This window comes from Bartonella sp. TT119HLJHH, assembly GCF_042193385.1.
GTDB lineage: Bacteria > Pseudomonadota > Alphaproteobacteria > Rhizobiales > Rhizobiaceae > Bartonella.
On record NZ_JBHILS010000003.1, the window covers coordinates 1 to 20,015 of the forward strand.

Annotated in this window: 31 protein-coding genes; all 31 read left to right on the top strand. The window is 40.7% G+C overall.

Going from position 1 to position 20,015, the window contains the following annotated elements; translation table 11 throughout:
• Positions 1 to 501 (top strand): EF-Tu/IF-2/RF-3 family GTPase (locus ACFIJL_RS02390; RefSeq protein ID WP_375622339.1); only part of this gene is annotated, 501 nt, incomplete at its 5' end.
• A 61-nt stretch (positions 502 to 562) separates the two neighbouring features.
• The gene (gene rpsJ / locus ACFIJL_RS02395) at positions 563 to 871 is read left to right on the top strand and encodes a 30S ribosomal protein S10 (RefSeq protein WP_005773267.1); all 309 of its coding nucleotides are present in this window, start codon (positions 563 to 565) and stop codon (positions 869 to 871) included.
• 27 nt (positions 872 to 898) lie between these two features.
• Positions 899 to 1,636, top strand: coding sequence for a 50S ribosomal protein L3 (gene rplC, locus ACFIJL_RS02400; protein WP_273791404.1), 738 nt, complete (start codon positions 899 to 901; stop codon positions 1,634 to 1,636).
• A gap of 2 nt (positions 1,637 to 1,638) precedes the next feature.
• Positions 1,639 to 2,259 carry a 50S ribosomal protein L4 gene (gene rplD / locus ACFIJL_RS02405; RefSeq protein WP_375613145.1) on the top strand — a complete coding sequence of 207 codons (621 nt, stop codon included), beginning with the start codon at positions 1,639 to 1,641 and terminating at the stop codon, positions 2,257 to 2,259.
• Complete coding sequence (locus tag ACFIJL_RS02410) at positions 2,256 to 2,549, top strand: 50S ribosomal protein L23 (protein WP_273723987.1); 294 nt, start codon at positions 2,256 to 2,258, stop codon at positions 2,547 to 2,549. The genes rplD and ACFIJL_RS02410 overlap by 4 nt, the downstream gene beginning before the upstream one ends.
• A 20-nt stretch (positions 2,550 to 2,569) precedes the next feature.
• Positions 2,570 to 3,403 (top strand): 50S ribosomal protein L2, encoded by an 834-nt coding sequence (rplB, locus tag ACFIJL_RS02415; protein ID WP_375611474.1) that lies wholly within the window; start codon positions 2,570 to 2,572, stop codon positions 3,401 to 3,403.
• Between the two features lie 15 nt (positions 3,404 to 3,418).
• Positions 3,419 to 3,697, top strand: a complete 279-nt coding sequence (gene rpsS, locus ACFIJL_RS02420; RefSeq protein WP_004855734.1) for a 30S ribosomal protein S19 — start codon at positions 3,419 to 3,421, stop codon at positions 3,695 to 3,697.
• Positions 3,698 to 3,699: 2 nt separating this feature from the next.
• Positions 3,700 to 4,089, top strand: a complete 390-nt coding sequence (rplV, locus tag ACFIJL_RS02425) for a 50S ribosomal protein L22 (RefSeq protein WP_375622340.1) — start codon at positions 3,700 to 3,702, stop codon at positions 4,087 to 4,089.
• Positions 4,089 to 4,799 carry a 30S ribosomal protein S3 gene (rpsC, locus tag ACFIJL_RS02430; protein ID WP_273791408.1) on the top strand — a complete coding sequence of 237 codons (711 nt, stop codon included), beginning with the start codon at positions 4,089 to 4,091 and terminating at the stop codon, positions 4,797 to 4,799. Before rplV ends, rpsC begins: the two co-directional genes overlap by 1 nt.
• 35 nt (positions 4,800 to 4,834) lie before the next feature.
• On the top strand, positions 4,835 to 5,248 hold the full coding sequence (gene rplP / locus ACFIJL_RS02435; protein WP_375606715.1) for a 50S ribosomal protein L16: 414 nt from the start codon (positions 4,835 to 4,837) through the stop codon (positions 5,246 to 5,248).
• Between the two features lie 12 nt (positions 5,249 to 5,260).
• A complete protein-coding gene (gene rpmC, locus ACFIJL_RS02440; protein WP_375606714.1) occupies positions 5,261 to 5,461 on the top strand; it encodes a 50S ribosomal protein L29 in 201 nt (66 codons plus the stop codon).
• Positions 5,462 to 5,472: 11 nt separating this feature from the next.
• Positions 5,473 to 5,712, top strand: a complete 240-nt coding sequence (gene rpsQ / locus ACFIJL_RS02445; protein WP_012231991.1) for a 30S ribosomal protein S17 — start codon at positions 5,473 to 5,475, stop codon at positions 5,710 to 5,712.
• Between the two features lie 144 nt (positions 5,713 to 5,856).
• Entirely contained in the window at positions 5,857 to 6,225 is a 369-nt protein-coding gene (rplN, locus tag ACFIJL_RS02450) for a 50S ribosomal protein L14 (RefSeq protein ID WP_004859184.1), read from the top strand.
• 12 nt (positions 6,226 to 6,237) lie between these two features.
• Positions 6,238 to 6,552, top strand: coding sequence for a 50S ribosomal protein L24 (gene rplX / locus ACFIJL_RS02455; RefSeq protein WP_375622341.1), 315 nt, complete (start codon positions 6,238 to 6,240; stop codon positions 6,550 to 6,552).
• Positions 6,545 to 7,102 carry a 50S ribosomal protein L5 gene (gene rplE, locus ACFIJL_RS02460; RefSeq protein ID WP_375611477.1) on the top strand — a complete coding sequence of 186 codons (558 nt, stop codon included), beginning with the start codon at positions 6,545 to 6,547 and terminating at the stop codon, positions 7,100 to 7,102. The genes rplX and rplE overlap by 8 nt, the downstream gene beginning before the upstream one ends.
• Positions 7,103 to 7,126: 24 nt before the next feature.
• Positions 7,127 to 7,432 (top strand): 30S ribosomal protein S14, encoded by a 306-nt coding sequence (rpsN, locus tag ACFIJL_RS02465; RefSeq protein ID WP_005773283.1) that lies wholly within the window; start codon positions 7,127 to 7,129, stop codon positions 7,430 to 7,432.
• Between the two features lie 14 nt (positions 7,433 to 7,446).
• Positions 7,447 to 7,845, top strand: a complete 399-nt coding sequence (rpsH, locus tag ACFIJL_RS02470) for a 30S ribosomal protein S8 (RefSeq protein WP_015856577.1) — start codon at positions 7,447 to 7,449, stop codon at positions 7,843 to 7,845.
• 39 nt (positions 7,846 to 7,884) lie between these two features.
• On the top strand, positions 7,885 to 8,418 hold the full coding sequence (gene rplF / locus ACFIJL_RS02475; protein ID WP_273791413.1) for a 50S ribosomal protein L6: 534 nt from the start codon (positions 7,885 to 7,887) through the stop codon (positions 8,416 to 8,418).
• A 12-nt stretch (positions 8,419 to 8,430) separates the two neighbouring features.
• Positions 8,431 to 8,793, top strand: a complete 363-nt coding sequence (gene rplR, locus ACFIJL_RS02480) for a 50S ribosomal protein L18 (protein WP_375622342.1) — start codon at positions 8,431 to 8,433, stop codon at positions 8,791 to 8,793.
• Between the two features lie 111 nt (positions 8,794 to 8,904).
• Positions 8,905 to 9,453 (top strand): 30S ribosomal protein S5, encoded by a 549-nt coding sequence (gene rpsE / locus ACFIJL_RS02485; RefSeq protein ID WP_375622343.1) that lies wholly within the window; start codon positions 8,905 to 8,907, stop codon positions 9,451 to 9,453.
• A gap of 31 nt (positions 9,454 to 9,484) precedes the next feature.
• Positions 9,485 to 9,691, top strand: coding sequence for a 50S ribosomal protein L30 (gene rpmD / locus ACFIJL_RS02490; protein WP_375611481.1), 207 nt, complete (start codon positions 9,485 to 9,487; stop codon positions 9,689 to 9,691).
• A gap of 20 nt (positions 9,692 to 9,711) precedes the next feature.
• Positions 9,712 to 10,179 carry a 50S ribosomal protein L15 gene (gene rplO / locus ACFIJL_RS02495; RefSeq protein WP_375622344.1) on the top strand — a complete coding sequence of 156 codons (468 nt, stop codon included), beginning with the start codon at positions 9,712 to 9,714 and terminating at the stop codon, positions 10,177 to 10,179.
• 161 nt (positions 10,180 to 10,340) lie between these two features.
• Complete coding sequence (secY, locus tag ACFIJL_RS02500; RefSeq protein ID WP_375622345.1) at positions 10,341 to 11,687, top strand: preprotein translocase subunit SecY; 1,347 nt, start codon at positions 10,341 to 10,343, stop codon at positions 11,685 to 11,687.
• Positions 11,684 to 12,262: an adenylate kinase gene (locus ACFIJL_RS02505; protein WP_375622346.1), complete on the top strand. Its 579-nt coding sequence runs from the start codon at positions 11,684 to 11,686 to the stop codon at positions 12,260 to 12,262. The genes secY and ACFIJL_RS02505 overlap by 4 nt, the downstream gene beginning before the upstream one ends.
• Before the next feature lie 180 nt (positions 12,263 to 12,442).
• The gene (gene rpsM / locus ACFIJL_RS02510; protein WP_375622347.1) at positions 12,443 to 12,811 is read left to right on the top strand and encodes a 30S ribosomal protein S13; all 369 of its coding nucleotides are present in this window, start codon (positions 12,443 to 12,445) and stop codon (positions 12,809 to 12,811) included.
• A 113-nt stretch (positions 12,812 to 12,924) separates the two neighbouring features.
• Entirely contained in the window at positions 12,925 to 13,314 is a 390-nt protein-coding gene (gene rpsK, locus ACFIJL_RS02515) for a 30S ribosomal protein S11 (protein ID WP_007347762.1), read from the top strand.
• Between the two features lie 94 nt (positions 13,315 to 13,408).
• Positions 13,409 to 14,422 (top strand): DNA-directed RNA polymerase subunit alpha, encoded by a 1,014-nt coding sequence (locus tag ACFIJL_RS02520; RefSeq protein ID WP_375622348.1) that lies wholly within the window; start codon positions 13,409 to 13,411, stop codon positions 14,420 to 14,422.
• A gap of 24 nt (positions 14,423 to 14,446) precedes the next feature.
• Positions 14,447 to 14,875 (top strand): 50S ribosomal protein L17, encoded by a 429-nt coding sequence (gene rplQ / locus ACFIJL_RS02525; protein ID WP_375622349.1) that lies wholly within the window; start codon positions 14,447 to 14,449, stop codon positions 14,873 to 14,875.
• A 266-nt stretch (positions 14,876 to 15,141) separates the two neighbouring features.
• Complete coding sequence (locus ACFIJL_RS02530; protein WP_375622350.1) at positions 15,142 to 16,536, top strand: DegQ family serine endoprotease; 1,395 nt, start codon at positions 15,142 to 15,144, stop codon at positions 16,534 to 16,536.
• Positions 16,537 to 16,544: 8 nt separating this feature from the next.
• A complete protein-coding gene (locus tag ACFIJL_RS02535; protein ID WP_375622351.1) occupies positions 16,545 to 17,870 on the top strand; it encodes a replication-associated recombination protein A in 1,326 nt (441 codons plus the stop codon).
• Positions 17,871 to 18,857: 987 nt separating this feature from the next.
• Complete coding sequence (gene recA, locus ACFIJL_RS02540) at positions 18,858 to 19,901, top strand: recombinase RecA (protein WP_375622352.1); 1,044 nt, start codon at positions 18,858 to 18,860, stop codon at positions 19,899 to 19,901.
• The last annotated feature ends 114 nt before the right edge of the window (positions 19,902 to 20,015 follow it).

Sequence of the window (20,015 nt, forward strand, 5' to 3'; positions counted from 1 at the left end):
ACGGGTCGTGTTGAGCGTGGTGTTATTAAAGTTGGAGAGGAAATCGAGATTATCGGTATTCGTCCAACGTCTAAGACGACGGTTACAGGCGTTGAAATGTTCCGCAAGCTTTTGGATCAAGGTCAAGCGGGTGATAATATAGGGGCTCTGCTACGTGGTGTTGATCGTGAAGGGATTGAGCGTGGTCAAGTATTGGCAAAGCCAGGATCCGTTACACCTCATACACGTTTTAAAGCAGAAGCTTACATTTTGACAAAAGATGAAGGTGGGCGTCATACACCATTTTTCACGAATTATCGCCCTCAGTTTTACTTCCGTACGACGGATGTTACAGGTATTGTTACGCTTCCAGAAGGAACGGAAATGGTTATGCCAGGTGACAATGTTGCGATGGATGTTTCGTTGATCGTTCCGATAGCGATGGAAGAGAAACTTCGTTTTGCTATTCGTGAAGGTGGTCGTACTGTTGGTGCCGGTATCGTCTCTAAGATCATTGAATAAATAATGCTTGTTGAGTGCTTTGATTATTGAAGGCACTTTGTATAACAGGGAAATAAAGAGCATGAACAGTCAGAATATTCGCATTCGCTTGAAAGCGTTTGATCATAGAATTCTTGATACGTCGACGCGTGAGATCGTATCGACTGCTAAACGTACCGGTGCAAATGTCCGTGGTCCCATTCCGCTTCCGACGCGGATTGAGAAGTTTACGGTCAATCGTGGACCGCATATCGATAAGAAAAGTCGTGAGCAGTTTGAGATGCGAACACATAAGCGTCTTCTTGACATTGTTGATCCAACGCCGCAAACAGTGGATGCGCTTATGAAGCTCGATCTTTCTGCTGGTGTGGATGTAGAAATTAAGCTCTGAGGTTTGAGGACAGAAGGAACAGACCCGATGCGTTCAGGTGTAATAGCACAGAAGCTGGGCATGACCCGTATTTATAATGATGCTGGTGAGCATGTGCCGGTGACGGTACTTCGTTTGGAGAATTGTCAAGTCGTTGCTCAGCGTACAGTTGAAAAGAATGGTTATACTGCTGTTCAATTAGGTGTAGGCTTTGCTAAGGTTAAGAATACTTCACAAGCTCTTCGTGGACATTTTGCTAAGGCTTCTGTTGAGCCTAAAGCCAAAATAGCAGAGTTTCGTGTGAGTCCCGACAATCTTCTTGATGTTGGTACTGAGATTACAGTGGAACATTTTGTTCCAGGACAAAGAGTTGATGTGACTGGTACCAGTATTGGTAAGGGGTTTGCTGGTGTTATGAAACGACATAACTTTGGTGGACATCGTGCTTCTCATGGTAATTCGATTACACATCGTGCTCATGGTTCTACAGGGCAGTGCCAAGATCCTGGTAAAGTTTTTAAAGGTAAAAAAATGGCTGGCCATATGGGGCAAGTGCGTGTAACAACACAGAATATTGAAGTTATTTCCACTGATAGTGAGCGTGGTTTAATTTTAGTGCGTGGTGCTGTTTCTGGTTCTAAAGGTTCTTGGATTTTGATACGGGATGCTGTGAAGAAGCGTCTTCCTGATAATGCTCCAAAGCCTGCTGGTATTCGCCGTCTTGTGAAGGAGAAAGCGGAAATGGTTACTCCGGTGACGGAAACCTCTGAGGTTGAGGGAGCCTAATAATGGATCTTGTAATTAAAACTCTTGATGGTAATGAAGCTGGCAAATTAAAGGTTTCTGAAGCTATTTTTGATCTTGTTCCGCGTGAGGATATTTTGCAACGTGTTGTTCGTTGGCAGCTTGCACGTCGTCAGCAGGGAAGTCATCAATCCCAAGGTCGTTCTGATGTGTCGCGAACAGGGGCAAAAATGTTTAAACAGAAAGGAACTGGGCGTGCTCGACATTCATCTGCACGTGCACCGCAGTTTAGGGGTGGGGGTAAGGCACATGGACCGGTGGTTCGTAGCCATGCGCATGATCTTCCTAAAAAGATTCGTGCTCTTGGGTTACGTCTTGCTTTATCTGCAAAATTAAAAGCAAAAGATTTAATTATTGTGGATGAGTTGACTGTTAAGGATGCTAAAACGAAAATGCTTGTTTCTCATTTTTCTAAGCTTGGATTTAATAACGCTCTCTTGATTGATGGTAAAGAGATTGATATTAACTTTTTTCGTGCAGCCTCTAATATCCCTAATATTGACATTTTGCCTATTCAGGGAATTAATGTTTATGATATTTTGCGTCGCAGCAAACTTGTTTTATCAAAAGCAGCTGTTGAGGCTCTTGAGGAGCGTTTTAAATGACAGATCTTCGCCATTATGATATAATTATTAGTCCAGTTATTACTGAAAAGGCGACAATGATTTCTGAATATAATCAAGTTGCTTTTAATGTCGCGCCGAAAGCGACGAAGCCTGAAATTAAGGCTGCTATTGAAGCGCTTTTTAGCGTAAAAGTTAAAGCAGTTAACACGATAGTCCGTAAGGGTAAAGTGAAGCGTTTCAAAGGTATAGTTGGTCGGCAGAGTGATGTCAAAAAAGCGATCGTGACTCTGGCCAGTGGTCAGACTATCGACGTTTCGACAGGTCTTTAAGAGGCTCGGAGATAGGAATAATGGCACTTAAGCAATTTAATCCAACGACACCTGGGCAACGTCAGCTTGTTATTGTGGAACGTTCTTGTCTTTATAAGGGAAAACCTGTAAAGATGTTAACTGAAGGTTTATCTTCAAAGGGTGGACGTAATAATCGCGGTCGTGTTACTGCTCGTTTTCAGGGTGGTGGACATAAACGTAGTTATCGGTTTGTCGACTTTAAGCGTCTTAAACGTGATGTTTCAGCAAAGGTTGAGCGTTTAGAATACGATCCTAATCGTACCGCTTTTATTGCTTTAATCCGCTATGAGGATGGGCAATTGAGTTATATTCTTGCACCACAGCGTCTTGGTGTTGGTGATTCTGTTATGGCTGGTTTAAATGTGGATGTTAAACCAGGTAATGCTATGCCTCTTGCTAATATGCCTGTAGGTACAATTATTCATAATGTTGAGATGAAGCCAGGGAAAGGCGGACAGATTGCACGTTCAGCAGGTGCTTATGCGCAGTTGGTTGGACGAGATCATGGTATGGCTATTCTTCGTTTAAATTCTGGTGAGCAGCGTTTGGTTCCGAGTAGCTGTTTTGCAACTGTTGGCGCTGTTTCAAATCCTGATCATGGGAATATTAATGATGGTAAGGCGGGGCGGTCACGTTGGCGTGGTAAACGTCCACATGTTCGTGGTGTTGCTATGAACCCCGTTGATCATCCACACGGTGGTGGTGAAGGTCGTACATCGGGGGGGCGCCATCCAGTTTCTCCCTGGGGTAAACCTACGAAAGGTAAGCGTACGCGCTCCAATAAAGCCACTGATAAATTTATTATGCGTACGCGTCATCAACGCAAGAAATGAGAAAGGTAGTCTGAGGTGGTTCGTTCAGTGTGGAAAGGTCCGTTTGTTGACGGCTATCTTCTTGGTAAAGCAGAGAAGGTACGTGCAAGTGGGCGCAACGAAGTTATAAAAATATGGAGTCGTCGCTCTACTATTTTACCGCAATTTGTTGGTTTAACTTTTGGTGTTTACAACGGTAATAAGCATATTCCTGTTTCTGTTTCTGAAGAGATGGTTGGGCATAAGTTTGGTGAGTTCGCTCCTACCCGGACTTATTATGGTCATGGTGCCGATAAAAAAGCGAAGAGGAAGTAGGAATGGGAAAAGCTAAAGTTTCGCGCCAGCTTAAAGATAATGAAGCAAGAGCTGTCACACGGACAATTCGTGTTAGTCCGCAGAAGCTTAATTTAGTTGCTGCAATGATTCGTGGTAAAAGAGTTAATGTCGCTCTGGCTGATTTGATGTTTTCACGCAAGCGTATTGCTGGTACTGTGAAAAAAACGCTTGAATCAGCAATTGCAAATGCAGAAAATAACCACGATCTTGATATTGATTCGCTTGTTGTGGCGGAAGCTTATGTTGGTAAGTCGATAGTGATGAAGCGCTTTCATGTTCGTGGTCGAGGGCGTGCGAGTAGAATTGAACGTCCGTTTTCGCATCTTACTGTTATTGTTCGTGAAATTACCGAAAAAGTGGAGGCCGCGTAATGGGTCAGAAGATCAATCCAATAGGACTTCGTCTTGGTGTTAATCGGACTTGGGATTCTCGTTGGTATGCTGATAGTGGTGAATATGGGCGCCTTCTTCATGAAGACTTGAAAATTCGTTCATATGTGCTTGAGGAGCTTAAGCAGGCGGCTATTTCTAAGGTCGTTATTGAGCGTCCTCATAAAAAGTGTCGTATTACGATTCATTCTGCACGTCCTGGTTTGATTATTGGTAAAAAAGGTGCTGATATCGAAAAGCTTCGTCGTAAACTCTCAGAAATGACGGATGCTGAAACTTCATTGAATATTGTGGAGATTCGTAAACCGGAGATTGATGCGACAATTATTGCGCAATCAATTGCTCAACAGTTAGAGCGTCGTGTTGCTTTTCGTCGTGCAATGAAGCGTGCTGTTCAGTCTGCTATGCGTCTTGGTGCGGAAGGTATTCGTATCAATTGTTCTGGCCGTCTTGGTGGTGCTGAAATTGCTCGTATGGAATGGTATCGTGAAGGTCGTGTTCCACTTCATACCTTGCGTTCTGATGTTGATTACGGTACAGCAGAAGCTAAGACCGCTTATGGTATTTGTGGTATTAAAGTTTGGGTCTTTAAGGGTGAGATTCTTGAGCATGATCCGATGGCTTCAGAACGTCGTGCTACGGAAGCTGATCAATCTGGTTCTTCATCGAATCGTCGCCGCGAAAATGCTTAGTTTTGAGATTGAACTAAAATTTGGAGTAGAGAACAATGTTGCAGCCAAAGCGCACAAAGTTCCGTAAACAGTTCAAAGGCCGTATTCACGGTTTTTCGAAGGGTGGTACGGATTTGAATTTCGGTGCCTACGGTTTGAAGGCTGTTGAGCCGGAGCGGGTTACGGCTCGTCAAATTGAAGCGGCGCGTCGTGCGATTACACGTTATATGAAGCGTTCTGGTCGTGTGTGGATTCGCATTTTTCCAGATCTTCCGGTTACATCTAAACCGACTGAAGTTCGCATGGGTAAAGGTAAGGGAAGTGTTGATTATTGGGCTGCGCGTGTTGCTCCTGGGCGCGTCATGTTTGAGCTTGATGGAGTTCCGGAGGATGTTGCACGTGAAGCACTAAGATTGGGTGCTGCAAAGTTGCCTATAAAAACGCGTTTCATCCAGCGTATTGCTGAATAATGAGGTTAAGCGATGAGAGCCACAGAATTACGGGCGCAAACGCTCGACCAAATGAAAGATGAATTGGCTAAGTTAAAGAAAGAGCAATTTAATTTGCGTTTTCAAAAAGCAACAGGTCAATTAGAAAAGACTGCGCGCGTTAGACAAGTTCGTCGTGATATTGCGCGTATTAAAACTTTTCTTCGTCAAAAGATAAGTGAAAGTAAGGTTTAAGGAAATAAGAGATGCCTAAACGCGTTTTGCAGGGTGTTGTTATTAGCGACAAAAGTGATAAGACTGTTGTTGTCAAAGTTGAACGCCGTTATTCTCATCCGCTTCTTAAGAAGACTGTTCGGCAGTCTAAAAATTACAAAGCGCATGACGAAAACAACCAATTCAAGATTGGGGATCAAGTTTCTATTCAAGAATCTAGACCAATTTCGAAAGATAAATGTTGGATTGTTGTAAAAGACAATGTAGCGTAATGAGTTGAGTTTATTGTTTTAGAATTTAACAGTGTTTTTATCATTGATAAATTTGAAAGCGATGACTTTATCGTTATTTGGCAGGCAAATCCGAGTGTGTAAAAGGTACAGTCGGATATATGTGTTAAGAGAAGGTGGCCAGTCATGATTCAGATGCAAACAAACCTCGATGTTGCTGATAATTCTGGAGCGCGTCGTGTCATGTGCATCAAAGTGTTAGGCGGTTCAAAGCGAAAATATGCTTCGGTCGGTGACATTATTGTTGTTTCGGTTAAGGATGCAATTCCTCGTGGCCGTGTTAAAAAAGGTGATGTTATGAAAGCTGTTGTGGTTCGTACTGCTAAGGATATTCGTCGCGCAGATGGTAGTGTCATTCGTTTTGATGGTAATGCTGCGGTTTTAGTGGATAATAAAAAAGAGCCGATCGGCACTCGTATCTTTGGACCTGTTCCTCGCGAATTGCGTGGTAGGAATCATATGAAGATCATCTCGCTTGCTCCTGAAGTTCTGTAAGGAGTGAATGTTATGCAGAAGATTCGAAAAGGTGATAAAGTTGTCGTTTTGTCCGGTAAGGATAAAGGATGTAGTGGTGAAGTAATTAGGGTTAGTCCAAAAGAGAACAAGGCTTTTGTTCGTGGGGTTAATATGATTAAACGTCATCAACGTCAAACGCAGAAGCAAGAAGCTGGAATTATTTCTAAAGAAGCTCCGATTCATCTGTCTAATTTGGCGATTGCTGATCCTAAAGATGGTAAGCCTACACGTGTAGGCTTTCGTATGAATGCAGATGGTAATAAGGTGCGTTTTGCCAAGCGTTCGGGAGAGTTGATTAATGGCTGAGGAAAGACAAATACCGCGTATGAAAGCGCATTATTTTGAAGTAATTCGTAAAGTGCTTCAAGAGAAGTTTAATTACAGAAATGCGATGCAAATTCCGAGGATTGATAAAGTTGTAATAAATATGGGGATAGGTGAAGCAACTGCTGATTCGAAGAAGCCTTCCCTTGCTGCTGAGGATTTGGGGCTAATAACGGGTCAGAAGGCTGTTGTTACGCGTGCACGTAATTCTATTGCAACCTTTAAGGTTCGTGAAGGAATGCCTCTTGGAGCTAAAGTTACATTGCGTAAAGATCGTATGTTTGAGTTTTTAGATCGTCTTGTTACGATTGCTCTTCCGCGGGTTCGTGACTTTCGTGGTTTAAATCCAAAGAGTTTTGATGGTCGTGGCAATTTTGCTATGGGTATTAAAGAACACATTGTGTTTCCAGAAATCAACTATGATAAAGTTGATCAAATTTGGGGCATGGATATTATTGTTTGTACGACAGCAAAAACGGATGATGAAGCTCGTGAGTTATTGCGTGCTTTTAATTTTCCTTTTCGTTCGTAACGGCAAACGTAGTGAGGTGAAATTATGGCCAAAGTAAGTGCCGTTGAAAAAAATAAGCGTCGTGAGGTGATGGTAAAACGTTATGCTGCCCGTCGTGCACGTTTGAAAGCAATAGTTATGGATCAGAAGGTTTCTCTTGAAGAACGTTTTAAAGCTTCTGTTCAGTTGGCAGAGTTGCCGCGTAATTCTTCGAAAGTTCGTATTCGTAATCGCTGTGAGGTTTCAGGTCGTCCGCGAGCTTATTATCGCAAATTAAAAATGTCGCGAATTGCGTTGCGTGAGCTTGGCTCTATTGGCCATATTCCTGGTATTGTAAAGTCTAGTTGGTAAGAGGAGATTATTTAATGTCTATGTCAGATCCTCTTGGTGATATGTTAACACGTATTCGTAATGCACTTGGTCGTAAAAAAGGTAAAGTAGTTACTCCAGCTTCGAAGCTTCGTGCGCACGTTCTTGATGTTCTTCAGTCGGAAGGTTATATTCGCGGATATAATCAAATTGATTTAGGTGATGGAAAAGCGGAGATTGAAATCGAATTGAAGTATTTTGAAGGGCTGGCTGCTATTCGTGAGATTTCACGTGTATCAAAGCCAGGGCGTCGTGTGTATGTTTCTGCTAAGTCACTTCCTCAGGTGGCAAATGGCCTTGGTATTTCGATTTTATCGACTCCTAAAGGCGTTATGGCAGATCATGAGGCGCGTGAACAGAATGTTGGTGGAGAACTCCTTTGTCGTGTTTTCTAAGTTATGTCAAGAAAACGGAAGAAAAAGTAGGTTAGAACAATGTCTCGTATTGGAAAGAAACCCATTTCAATTCCTTCTGGAGTTACTGCTACTGTTGAAGGTCAGCTGGTTAAGGCAAAAGGTCCAAAAGGTGAGCTGAGTTACGTCGTCAATGATGAAGTCTTAGTCAAACTTGAGGAAAATATCATATCAGTTATGCCGCGGGATCAGTCAAAAGATGCGCGTTCTAAATGGGGTATGTCGCGCTCAATGATTGAGAACATTTTTTGTGGTGTGAAAGATGGCTTTGAAAAGAGGTTGGAGATTAATGGGGTTGGTTATCGTGCTGCTTTGCAGGGTAAGGATGTTCAACTATCTCTAGGCTTTTCGCATGATGTGGTTTATAAAGTTCCTTCGGGTGTTACTGTGACTGTTCCTAAGCCAACGGAAATTGTTGTTTCTGGAATTGATAAACAGCAAGTTGGACAGGTTGCAGCGGAAATTCGTGAGTATCGTAGGCCTGAGCCTTATAAAGGTAAAGGTGTTAAGCATGCAGATGAGCGTATCTTCCGTAAAGAAGGTAAAAAGAAATAAGGATTTTGTATTATGGTTTCATCTAAGGACATTATCCAACGTCGTGCAAGGCGTGTTCGTCGTAGAATTAAAATGGTTTCTCATGATCGTCCTCGGCTTAGTGTTTATCGTTCAAATCAGAACATTTATGCTCAAGTTATTGATGATTCGCGGGGATGTACACTTGTTTCAGCCTCTACTCTTGAAAGTGATTTAAAAAAGTCGTTAAAGAGTGGTGCGGATAAAAAAGCTGCTTTTGCTGTTGGTAAGTTAATTGCTGAGCGTGCGAAGAAAGCGGGTGTTAATGAGGTGGTTTTTGATCGTGGAGCGTATGTGTACCATGGTCGAGTCAAAGCTTTAGCTGAAGCTGCTCGTGAAGGTGGTTTGAATTTCTAAAATTTCTTATTTATGAATGAGTAAGGAGTGTTTAGAGTATTTCGTTTGAGTTCTTTCAGTTTGATGAGGGACTTTGTTATCGTGCTTCCGGAAAAGAAAAAGGAATGAGGAATGGCACAAAAAGAACGTGGTGATAGAGAAGAACGCGATAGTGAATTTGTCGATAGGCTCGTGCATATCAATCGTGTTGCTAAAGTTGTAAAGGGTGGTCGGCGTTTTGGTTTTGCTGCTCTTGTTGTCGTTGGAGATCAAAAAGGGCGTGTGGGTTTTGGACATGGTAAAGCCCGCGAAGTTCCAGAAGCCGTTCGTAAAGCAACGGAATCTGCAAAACGTGGGATGATTTATGTTCCGCTTCGGTCTGGGCGTACATTGCATCATGATCTTGAGGGTCGTCACGGAGCTGGGCGTGTTTTGCTACGTTCGGCTTCTGCTGGTACTGGTATTATTGCTGGGGGACCGATGCGTGCTATTTTTGAAGCTCTTGGTATGCAGGATGTCGTTGCAAAATCGCTAGGATCGTCGAATCCTTATAACATGGTTCGTGCAACATTTGATGCATTGAAACATCAAATGCATCCTAGAGATATTGCTGCTCAACGTGGTATAAAATATTCGACTTTGCAGGCGCGTCGTCGCCATTTAGTCGACCTAGAAGGGTAGTTTCTGAGATTATCAGAAAAGGAATTAGAAAATGGTTCAGAAAAAATCTCAGAGTGGTAAAACTGTGACGGTGGAGCAAATTGGAAGCCCTATTCGAAACTCACAGATTCAGCGTGCAACCTTAAAGGGGCTTGGACTAAATAAAATGCGTCGTCGGCGCGTTTTAGATGATACACTTTGTGTGCGGGGTATGATTGCTCGGGTTCGGCATCTTGTTCGCGTTATAGATGAAGGTTAAGGGTTGCGGGAGTATTAGATATGAAACTCAATGAACTGCGTGACTGCGAAGGCGCAATAAAAAATCGTAAGCGTGTTGGGCGTGGTATTGGTTCCGGTACGGGTAAGACTGGTGGTCGTGGTGTAAAAGGGCAAAAATCACGTTCTGGTGTTTCCCTTAATGGTTTTGAGGGTGGGCAGATGCCTATCTATCGTCGTTTGCCAAAACGTGGGTTTAGAAATTTCTTTGCCAAAATCTACAATGAAGTTTCACTAGGACGTATTCAGTTGGCAGTTGATGCAGGTAAGTTGAATATTGAAAAGCCTGTTGATATGATTGCTTTGAAAGAGGCTGGTATTATTCGTCGTGAAAAAGATGGGGTTCGTCTTCTTTCTGATGGTGATTTGACGGCTAAGATTACCTTTCATGTTTCTGGTGCTTCACAAGCTGCTCGTGTTAAGATTGAAAAAGTGGGTGGTCAAGTTATTCTTCCTGATATTGCTCGATAATTTTTTAATATGAATCGAGACCTAAAGAAGAATTACATCTGCTTTGTGGAATCTTTTGTGGAGAATTGTTTAATTTCTGCATTTATTTGTGTATGCATATATGAATTTTAGGATTATACTTCTGTGATTTAAAGAACTGGAGTGTGAAGTGGAGACGTTTTATGGCATCAGCAGCAGAGCAATTTGCTTCCAATATAAACTTCGGTACCTTTTCGCGTGCAACTGAATTAAAAAAACGCATCTGGTTTACTCTGGCGGCACTTCTTGTATATCGTTTTGGCACTTATATCTCTCTTCCAGGTATTAATATTGATGCTTTACGGCAAACATTTGAGCATCATGCATCGGGTGTATTAGGACTCTTTAATATGTTTGCTGGGGGTGCTGTTGGGCGTATGGCAATTTTTGCTCTAGGCATAATGCCTTATATTTCAGCGTCTATTATTGTACAATTATTAACATCTATTATTCCTTCTTTGGAAACTCTTAAAAAAGAAGGGGATTTAGGTCGTAAGATTATTAATCAATATACGCGTTATGTAACAGTCGTATTGGCAATTCTACAAGCTTTTGGTATCGCGGTTGCGCTTGAAAGTGGTATAGGGACAGGGCTTCAAATTGTTTTAGAACCAGGTCTTATGTTTCGTGTCTCTTCTGTTATTACACTTGTTGGTGGGACAATGTTTCTCATGTGGCTTGGCGAGCAAATTACGTCACGCGGTGTTGGTAATGGAGTTTCTCTTATCATTTTTACAGGGATTGTAGCTAACTTTCCTTCTACTTTTGCTCAGCTTTTGACAGCTCATAGCCAGGCTGATTTATCAACTTTTCTTTTAATAGCAATCGTTCTTATTGCGGTTTTGGTTATTGGGCTTATTGTTTTTATAGAGCGCGCCCAACGGCGAATTCTTATCCAGTATCCGAAACGTCAGGTCGGTAATCAAATGTTTCAAGGAGATATGTCGCATCTTCCTTTAAAGTTGAATACTGCTGGTGTTATTCCACCTATTTTTGCTTCATCTTTATTATTATTACCTGCCACTATTAATAATTTTTCTGATAAAATGCCACAATGGGTTCAGGCAATTTCTTATTCTCTTGGTCATGGACAGCCACTTTATATGATTATTTATGCATCTTTAATGGCGTTTTTTTGCTTTTTTTATACAGCTATTGTGTTTAATCCAAGTGATACTGCAGATCAGTTGAAAAAGCATTCTGGCTTTATTCCAGGGATTCGTCCAGGTGAGCGTACAGCCGAATATATTGATTATGTTTTGACGCGTATTACTGTTGTGGGCGCTGTTTATATTATCTTGGTTTGTTTGTTACCTGAATTTATGATATCTGCATTACAGGTTCCTTTTTATCTTGGGGGAACATCCTTGTTGATTGTTGTTACTGTTACACTTGATACGGTTTCTCAAATTCAGGGGCATCTTGTTGCTCACCAATATGAAGGGTTGATAAAAAAATCAAAACTTCGTGGAGGTAGAAGGAATCGATGAGAGTTATTCTTTTAGGTCCTCCTGGAGCGGGAAAAGGTACGCAAGCAAAAATGTTGACTGAGGAATATAACATTCCTCATTTATCAACAGGAGATATGTTGCGTGAGGTGATTGCCAAAGAAACGGAGATTGGTAAAAAAGCTAAAGCTATTATAAGTTCTGGTGCTTTGGTTCCTGATAGTATTGTTAACCAAATCGTATCAGATCGGATTGATGAAGCTGATTGTGTCAATGGTTTTGTTTTGGATGGGTATCCGCGAACTGTGGGGCAGGCGGAAGCGTTGCAACAGATACTAGATTCAAAAAATATGCGGCTTGATGCTGTTATTGAGTTGTGTGTTGATGAAGACATGTTGATTGAACGTATGAAGAAGCGTGTTGAGGAAACAATAGCGGCTGGTGAACAGGCTCGTTTAGATGACAATCCTGTTGCTTTTGCAAAAAGATTAGTAGAATATCGTGAAAAAACAGCTCCCTTATCAAAATTTTATTCAGAGAGGGGAATGTTGAAGGTTATTGATGGAATGATTGGTATTGCTGAAGTGACACGTATGATTAGAGGTTTTCTTTCATGAGATTTTTTTTAGAAATAAATGAAAAGAGTTGACTTTTGAGATGAAATCTATCAGAAGTAAATTTAATTTATTTTAGTGAAATAAGAGGATTCGGAAGAATTTTTTCTGAGTCTATTTTTTTTCTGTAAGGTATATCAGGTATTTTATAACAATTTTTCAAAATAACTAAGGAGAGTAGGCGTGGCTCGTATTGCTGGCGTCAATATCCCGACAAATAAGCGTGTAATTATTGCGCTTCAATATATCCACGGGATTGGACCAAAATTTGCTCAAGAAATTATTGAAAGAGTTGGTATTCCTTTGGGGCGTCGTGTGCATGAGCTTTCAGATGCTGAGGTGCTGCAGATTCGTGAGGCGATAGATCAAGGTTATCAAGTTGAAGGTGATCTTCGTCGTGACGTTGCTATGAATGTTAAGCGTTTGATGGACCTTGGTTGTTATCGGGGATTGCGTCATCGTCGGTCTTTGCCTGTTCGAGGGCAGCGTACGCATACGAATGCTCGTACGCGTAAAGGTCCGGCTAAGGCAATTGCTGGTAAGAAGAAATAAGGGCCTTTGTGGAAGGTTTTTATATATTCTTTTTCTTGTTTGATTTGTTTGACAAGGAAAAAAGGTGGAGCTGCTGATGTTACGGCAGTGATGAGATCGTTGAAAGGGAAATTATGGCCAAGGAAGCCACACGTGTTCGTCGTCGCGAACGTAAAAATATTTCATCGGGTGTTGTGCATATTAATTCAACATTTAATAACACAATGATTACGATTACTGATGCTCAGGGTAATGCAATTGCTTGGTCATCTGCGGGGGCTCAGGGGTTTAAAGGTGCACGTAAATCGACACCTTTTGCCGCTCAAGTTGCTGCGGAGGATTGTGCAAGAAAAGCGCAAGAGCATGGTATGCGTTCTTTGGAAGTTGAAGTTTGTGGACCTGGATCAGGGCGTGAATCTGCTCTACGTGCATTGCAATCTGTTGGTTTTGTCATTACTTCTATTCGCGATGTAACACCAATTCCTCATAATGGATGTCGTCCGCGGAAAAGGCGGCGTGTTTAATTGGGTGTTGTTTTTTGTTGTCGGAGATTTCTCTGATGTTCACATTGGTCGTTACGATTGAATGGTAACGGAACTAAAGAACGGGAATAAAAATATGATCCAGAAAAACTGGCAGGAACTTATTAAACCCAATAAGGTTGAATCATGTGCGCATGATAATCCAAATATTATAAGTGTGATTGCTGAACCTCTTGAGCGTGGTTTTGGTTTAACGTTAGGAAATGCGCTTCGTCGCGTGTTGTTATCTTCGCTTCGTGGTGCTGCTATTACTGCTGTGCAGATTGACGGTGTCTTACATGAATTTTCATCGATTCCAGGTGTGCGTGAGGATGTTACGGATATTATTCTGAATATAAAAGAAATTGCGCTTCGTATGGAAGAAGAAGGGCCTAAGCGTGTCGTCGTTTATAAAGAGGGGCCTGGTGTCGTGAAAGCGGGAGATATCAGTACAGTTGGGGATATGGAAATTCTAAATCCAGATCATGTTATTTGTACTCTTGATGAAGAAGCTGAAATTCGCATGGAATTTATTGTCAACACAGGAAAGGGGTATGTTCCATCTGATCGTAATTGTGTTGATGATGCACGTATAGGGCTTATTCCAATTGATAGTCTTTATTCACCAATCCGTAAGGTATCTTATAAAGTAGAAAATACACGCGAAGGTCAAGTTCTCGATTATGATAAATTAACGCTCACGATTGAAACAAACGGTGCTGTTAATGGTGAGGATGCTGTTGCTTTTGCAGCGCGCATTCTTCAAGATCAATTATCGTTATTTATTAACTTTGAAGAGCCACAGAAGGAGCCTGTTGAAGAGGCTGACTCTGAGCTTTCTTTTAATCCTGCACTTCTCAAAAAAGTGGATGAATTAGAACTTTCAGTTCGTTCGGCAAATTGTCTTAAGAATGATAATATTGTCTATATTGGTGATCTGATTCAAAAAACAGAAGCTGAAATGCTTCGGACACCGAACTTTGGTCGCAAATCGTTGAATGAGATTAAAGAAGTTTTGGCGTGTATGGGTTTACATCTTGGGATGGAAATTCCGGCGTGGCCGCCTGAAAACATTGATGATCTTGCAAAACGTTATGAAGATCAATATTAGAATTAGAATTTAAGGAGAGGGCTTATGCGCCATAGTAAGTCAGGACGTAAGTTAAATCGTACTGCCAGTCACCGTAAAGCGATGTTTGCAAATATGGCAACTTCGTTGATCGAGCATGAGCAGATTGTGACAACGCTTCCAAAGGCTAAAGAAATTCGTCCTATTGTTGAAAAACTCGTTACTCTTGGTAAGCGTGGTGGTTTGCATGCGCGTCGGCAAGCGATTGCAGCACTTCGTGATGCAGGAAAGGTTGCAAAATTATTTGATACGCTTGCGCCACGTTATGCGTCACGCAACGGTGGGTATTTGCGTATTATGAAAGCGGGGTTTCGTACCGGAGATAATGCACCAATGGCTGTTATAGAATTTGTTGATCGTGATGTTGAAGCGAAGGGTGCTGGGGATCGTGCTCGTATAGAAACTTCTGAGAATGAAAAGGGGACATCTTCATAAAGTTTTTTTATCTGTTGGATTTTTAAAGGCCGCCTTGTCTTGGGCGGTTTTTTTGTGAGCATTTTTAAGTTTGTTTTAGTTGAGAAATAGGTGGAGAGAGAAAATTATAGAATATTGAATTATCTTATTTTTATAATATTTATTGTTCAAATAGGTTGTTTTTATTCTCTATTATGAAATATTAATAGAAGTCCTTAGTTTGCGGGGATGCGTTTTTTATTCTATTAATCTTCAACAGAATGTGCTGATTTTATAAGGAGTGGATTATGAGGTATTCTTTTTGGGTGCGGATTTTTTTTGCAATTATGATGCAGATATCATTTGATCATGTATATGCTCATGTTCCTCAAACACAAACAGAAATCACTCTTTCATTTGCTCCTTTAGTTAAAAAGACAGTTCCATCTGTTGTAAATATTTATGCAGCTCGACAAATTAGAGCACGATCACCTTTTGAAGGTGATCCATTTTTTGAGCAATTTTTTGGTCGTTTTCAAAATAATTTTCCTGTCCGTAAGCAATCGTCATTAGGATCAGGGGTGATTGTTGATGCACGTGGTTTGATTGTTACAAATTACCACGTCATTAAAGATGCAAGCGAAATTAAAGTGGCTTTTTCTGATGGGCGAGAGTTTGAGAGTAAGGTCGTGCTCAAAGATGAAGCGACTGATATTGCAATTCTTGAAGTTAAGGAAAAAGATGCTCAATTTCCCGTTTTGCCTTTGGGAAACTCTGATACTGTTGAAGTTGGTGATCTTGTTCTTGCTATTGGTAATCCTTTTGGTGTTGGTCAAACAGTTACAAGTGGTATTGTTTCAGCGCAAGCGCGTACACGTGTTGGGATTTCTGATTTTGACTTTTTTATTCAAACAGATGCTGCCATTAATCCAGGGAATTCGGGTGGCGCTTTGATTGATATGAAAGGTGAGTTAATCGGGATTAATACGGCTATTTATTCGCGTTCCGGTGGTTCTGTAGGGATTGGTTTTGCTATTCCGGTTAATCTTGTAAAAGTGATGCTTGATACTGTTAAACGCGGTGGAAAATATTTTGTACCGCCTTATATTGGGGCTTCTTTTCAAAATGTTACAGCTGATATTGCTGGTGGTTTAGGTTTAGAACGTCCCTATGGTGCTTTGATTATTGAGGTTATCAAAGATAGTCCTGCTGAAAAAGCTGGATTGAAAGTAGGTGATGTTATTTTAAGTGTGCAGGGGGTACGCGTTGACAGTCCAGATAGTCTTGGGTATCGTTTGATGACAGCTGACGTTGATCATAGTCTTGCTTTGGAATATTTACGGAGTGGAAAAACTTTAAAAACACAAATAACAGTTTCATCGATATCAGAAACTGCATTTTTAAAATCTGAAAAAATTACGGGTGACAGTCCTCTTGCTGGTGCTGAAGTGTTAGATTTAACACCGCAAAATAGTCAACGTTTTCATCTTCCTATATCGGCAAAAGGGGTTGTGATTACCAATCTTGATGAAATGAGCAATGCTGCTGGAATTTTTCAGTCAGGAGACATCCTACGTGTTGTAAATGGCCATAAAATTCAAACAGTTCATCAGTTGAAAAAGATTCTTATGCAAGCGCGTTCGCGTACTTGGCAATTGGAATATGAACGTGATGGGATGTATATTCGCCAATTTATTCGTTGAGGTTTTTTTTGAAGAAAGATTTTTTTACTTCGTCGTTTGATCTTCAAGTTAATAAAAGTCAGCCACTTGCAGAAAGAATGCGCCCTTGTTCTCTCAATGATGTTGTAGGACAAAAGCATTTGATTGGAGAGGATGGTTTGCTTTCACGTATGGTGGCTGCTGGCTCAATTGGATCGATGATTTTTTGGGGACCTCCAGGGACGGGAAAAACAACCGTTGCACGTTTGTTGGCCCTTGAAACAAATTTCGCGTTTGAACAAGTTTCTGCTATTTTTACAGGAGTTTCTGAACTTAAAAAGATTTTTGAAGTTGCGCAAAGACGTTTTATGTCTGGGGATAAAACACTTCTTTTTGTTGATGAAATTCATCGGTTTAATCGTGCACAGCAGGATAGTTTTCTTCCTGTTATGGAAGATGGTACTGTGGTCCTTATAGGTGCAACAACCGAAAATCCTTCTTTTGAACTTAATGCTGCCCTTCTTTCGCGTGCACGTGTTTTAACATTTCTTTCTCATGATCATGAAAGTTTGGATATGCTTTTGAGGCGTGTTGAAGAAGTGGAGGGAAAATTTCTTCCCTTGGATAATGATGCCAGAGACGTTTTGATAGAGATGTCTGATGGTGATGCACGGGTAGCGTTGACATTGGCAGAGGAAGTTTGGTCTATTGCGCCATTAGGAGAGATTCTTGATGTTGTTGCTTTGCAAAAGGTTATTCAGCGTCGTGCACCCATTTATGATAAAGGACGAGAAGGGCATTATAATCTCATTTCAGCTTTGCATAAATCTGTTCGTGGATCTGATCCTGATGCGGCGCTTTATTATTTGGCACGTATGTTGGATGCTGGTGAAGATCCTCTCTATATTGGGCGAAGATTGGTTCGTATGGCTGTTGAAGATGTTGGTTTGGCAGATCCTCAAGCTCTTGTCATCTGTAATGCGGCAAAGGATGCCTATGATTATTTAGGGTCTCCTGAGGGAGAATTGGCGTTGGCACAAGCTTGTCTTTATGTTGCAACTGCGCCAAAGTCAAATGCAACATATCTCGCGTATAAAGCTGCATTGCGTTGTGCACGCAAAAGTGGTTCTTTGCCGCCACCTAAGCATATCCTTAACGCACCTACGAAATTTATGAAGGAAGAAGGGTATGGAAGTGGTTATTGTTATGACCATGATGAACCAGACGCTTTTTCAGGACAAGAATATTTTCCCGAAAAACTTGGACGTCAGAGTTATTATAAACCAGTTGAGCGTGGTTTTGAGCGTGAAATTGTGAAACGTCTTGAGTGGTGGCAACAGTTGCGCAAAAAACGTAAAGATCAAAATAAAATTTGAGTTGAAATACGTTTTTTCTTGATCTTGGATTTATTGTTTTATCTCTTATATTATTGTATGAGAAATTTAGCTTATATTTTAAACATTTATTGCATTGCTTGTAGAGGTTTTTTTTGATATCTTCGAAAGTACATATTTTTTCAAATTTAAATATATCATTCAACTTTTAAGCTGCTTTATTTTTTTGGTTTTTATTAAATAATATATTGATTTATAATGATAATTTACTGTTTCGTAAGTTGAATGAAAGTCTCAAATACCGTAAATTTCTCTCATTCCAAGCCTGTTATTTGTTGAATCAATCAAATCATTCGCTTGCAGGTTACAAGCAGGATTAGCGTGTAATAAAAACTGTACAAGAAAGGACTAAAAAATCCCTCTTATGAATTGTCTCAAGTGCCGAGAGCTGTCGCAATATTGGGGGATGATAAATAGTGTGATGGTTCCAGCTTTCTCCTTCTATAGTGTAAAGATGGTGGCGCCCAAAGGGTTTTACAGTATACCACATTCATAGGTATTGTCACAAAATGAGCTTGGAAGTGTTGAGAGATGTTTCTTAAATCAAGTGCATGAATATGCAACACAATAGCGTTTTGTTCTTCGATGCAATAGGGCATGAGGTTGATTGATGATGCGTTTTTGTGTGATCAATAGCAGGAGAATTCTTAGTCTCTCAAGTATTTAATAAAAGGGATAAGCAGGAGGGCTATAGAACATTGTGTTGAAATTTAAATTGTTCCTTTTCTAGAGAGATATAAATATGTTAACTTGCTCTCCTATGGAAGTATTGTTTTATTGGAATTTATTTTGTGTCATAAGATAAGCAATGCCAATTCTTTATTGTGATGGTTATGAATGTTTATGGACATAATGTGAAGATAAGAATGAAAATAGTCTGTGAAAATCTAAACTCAAGCCTTTAGTTAAATTAAAAGTACAGTGTACACTAAAGTTTTAGGTTATTATGAATCGGTCAAGGATATAATCGTGGATAAAACAAAAGCTCTCGATGCTGCTCTCTCACAAATTGAACGTTCTTTTGGTAAAGGCTCGATTATGCGTCTTGGGCAAAAAGAGCAGGTTGTTGAAATCGAAACAGTTCCAACAGGGTCGTTATCCTTGGATATTGCTTTAGGGATTGGTGGATTACCGAAGGGGCGTATTGTTGAGATTTATGGACCAGAAAGTTCTGGGAAAACAACATTGGCTCTCCATGCTATTGCTGAGGCACAGAAAGGTGGTGGGATTTGTGCTTTTATTGATGCAGAGCATGCGCTTGATCCTATTTATGCGCGTAAGCTTGGTGTTGATTTAGAAAACTTGTTCATTTCTCAGCCAGATACCGGTGAACAGGCATTGGAAATTACAGAAACGTTGGTTCGTTCTGGTGCAGTTGATGTGCTTGTTGTGGATTCTGTCGCAGCTTTAACACCGCGAGCAGAAATTGACGGTGAAATGGGTGATGCTTTGCCCGGATTGCAAGCTCGGTTAATGAGTAAAGCGTTACGAAAATTAACCGCAGCAATTTTTCGCTCTAACTGTATGGTTGTTTTTATTAATCAAATTCGCATGAAAATTGGTGTGATGTTTGGTTCTCCTGAAACGACAACGGGTGGAAACGCTTTAAAGTTTTATGCTTCTGTTCGTTTAGATATTCGTCGCATTGGATCCATTAAAGATAGGGATTCAATCGTTGGTAATCAGACGCGCGTTAAAGTGGTGAAAAATAAATTGGCACCTCCATTCAAACAGGTTGAGTTTGATATTATTTATGGTGAAGGTATTTCCAAAGTAGGTGAATTGATTGATTTGGGTGTCAAGGTTGGCATTGTGGAAAAATCTGGTGCATGGTTTTCTTATAATTCTCAGCGTTTAGGACAGGGACGTGAAAATGCAAAGCAGTTTTTACGTGAACATGCGGAAGTCGCAGCAGAAATTGAAGCGGCTTTGCGCCAAAATGCTGGTTTGATTGCCATTGAACTGCTAGAAAATGCAGGGTCAGAAAATACAGAAAGTGATGAAGCTATTTGATGGGGCGTTTTTTTCGTCTATATTTTTTTTCCTTTAAGATTTTTCTGTTTTTTGTTTGAGTTTTTAAATACGCAGTCATTTTATTCTCAATTTTTTAAAACAAATATTCCATTT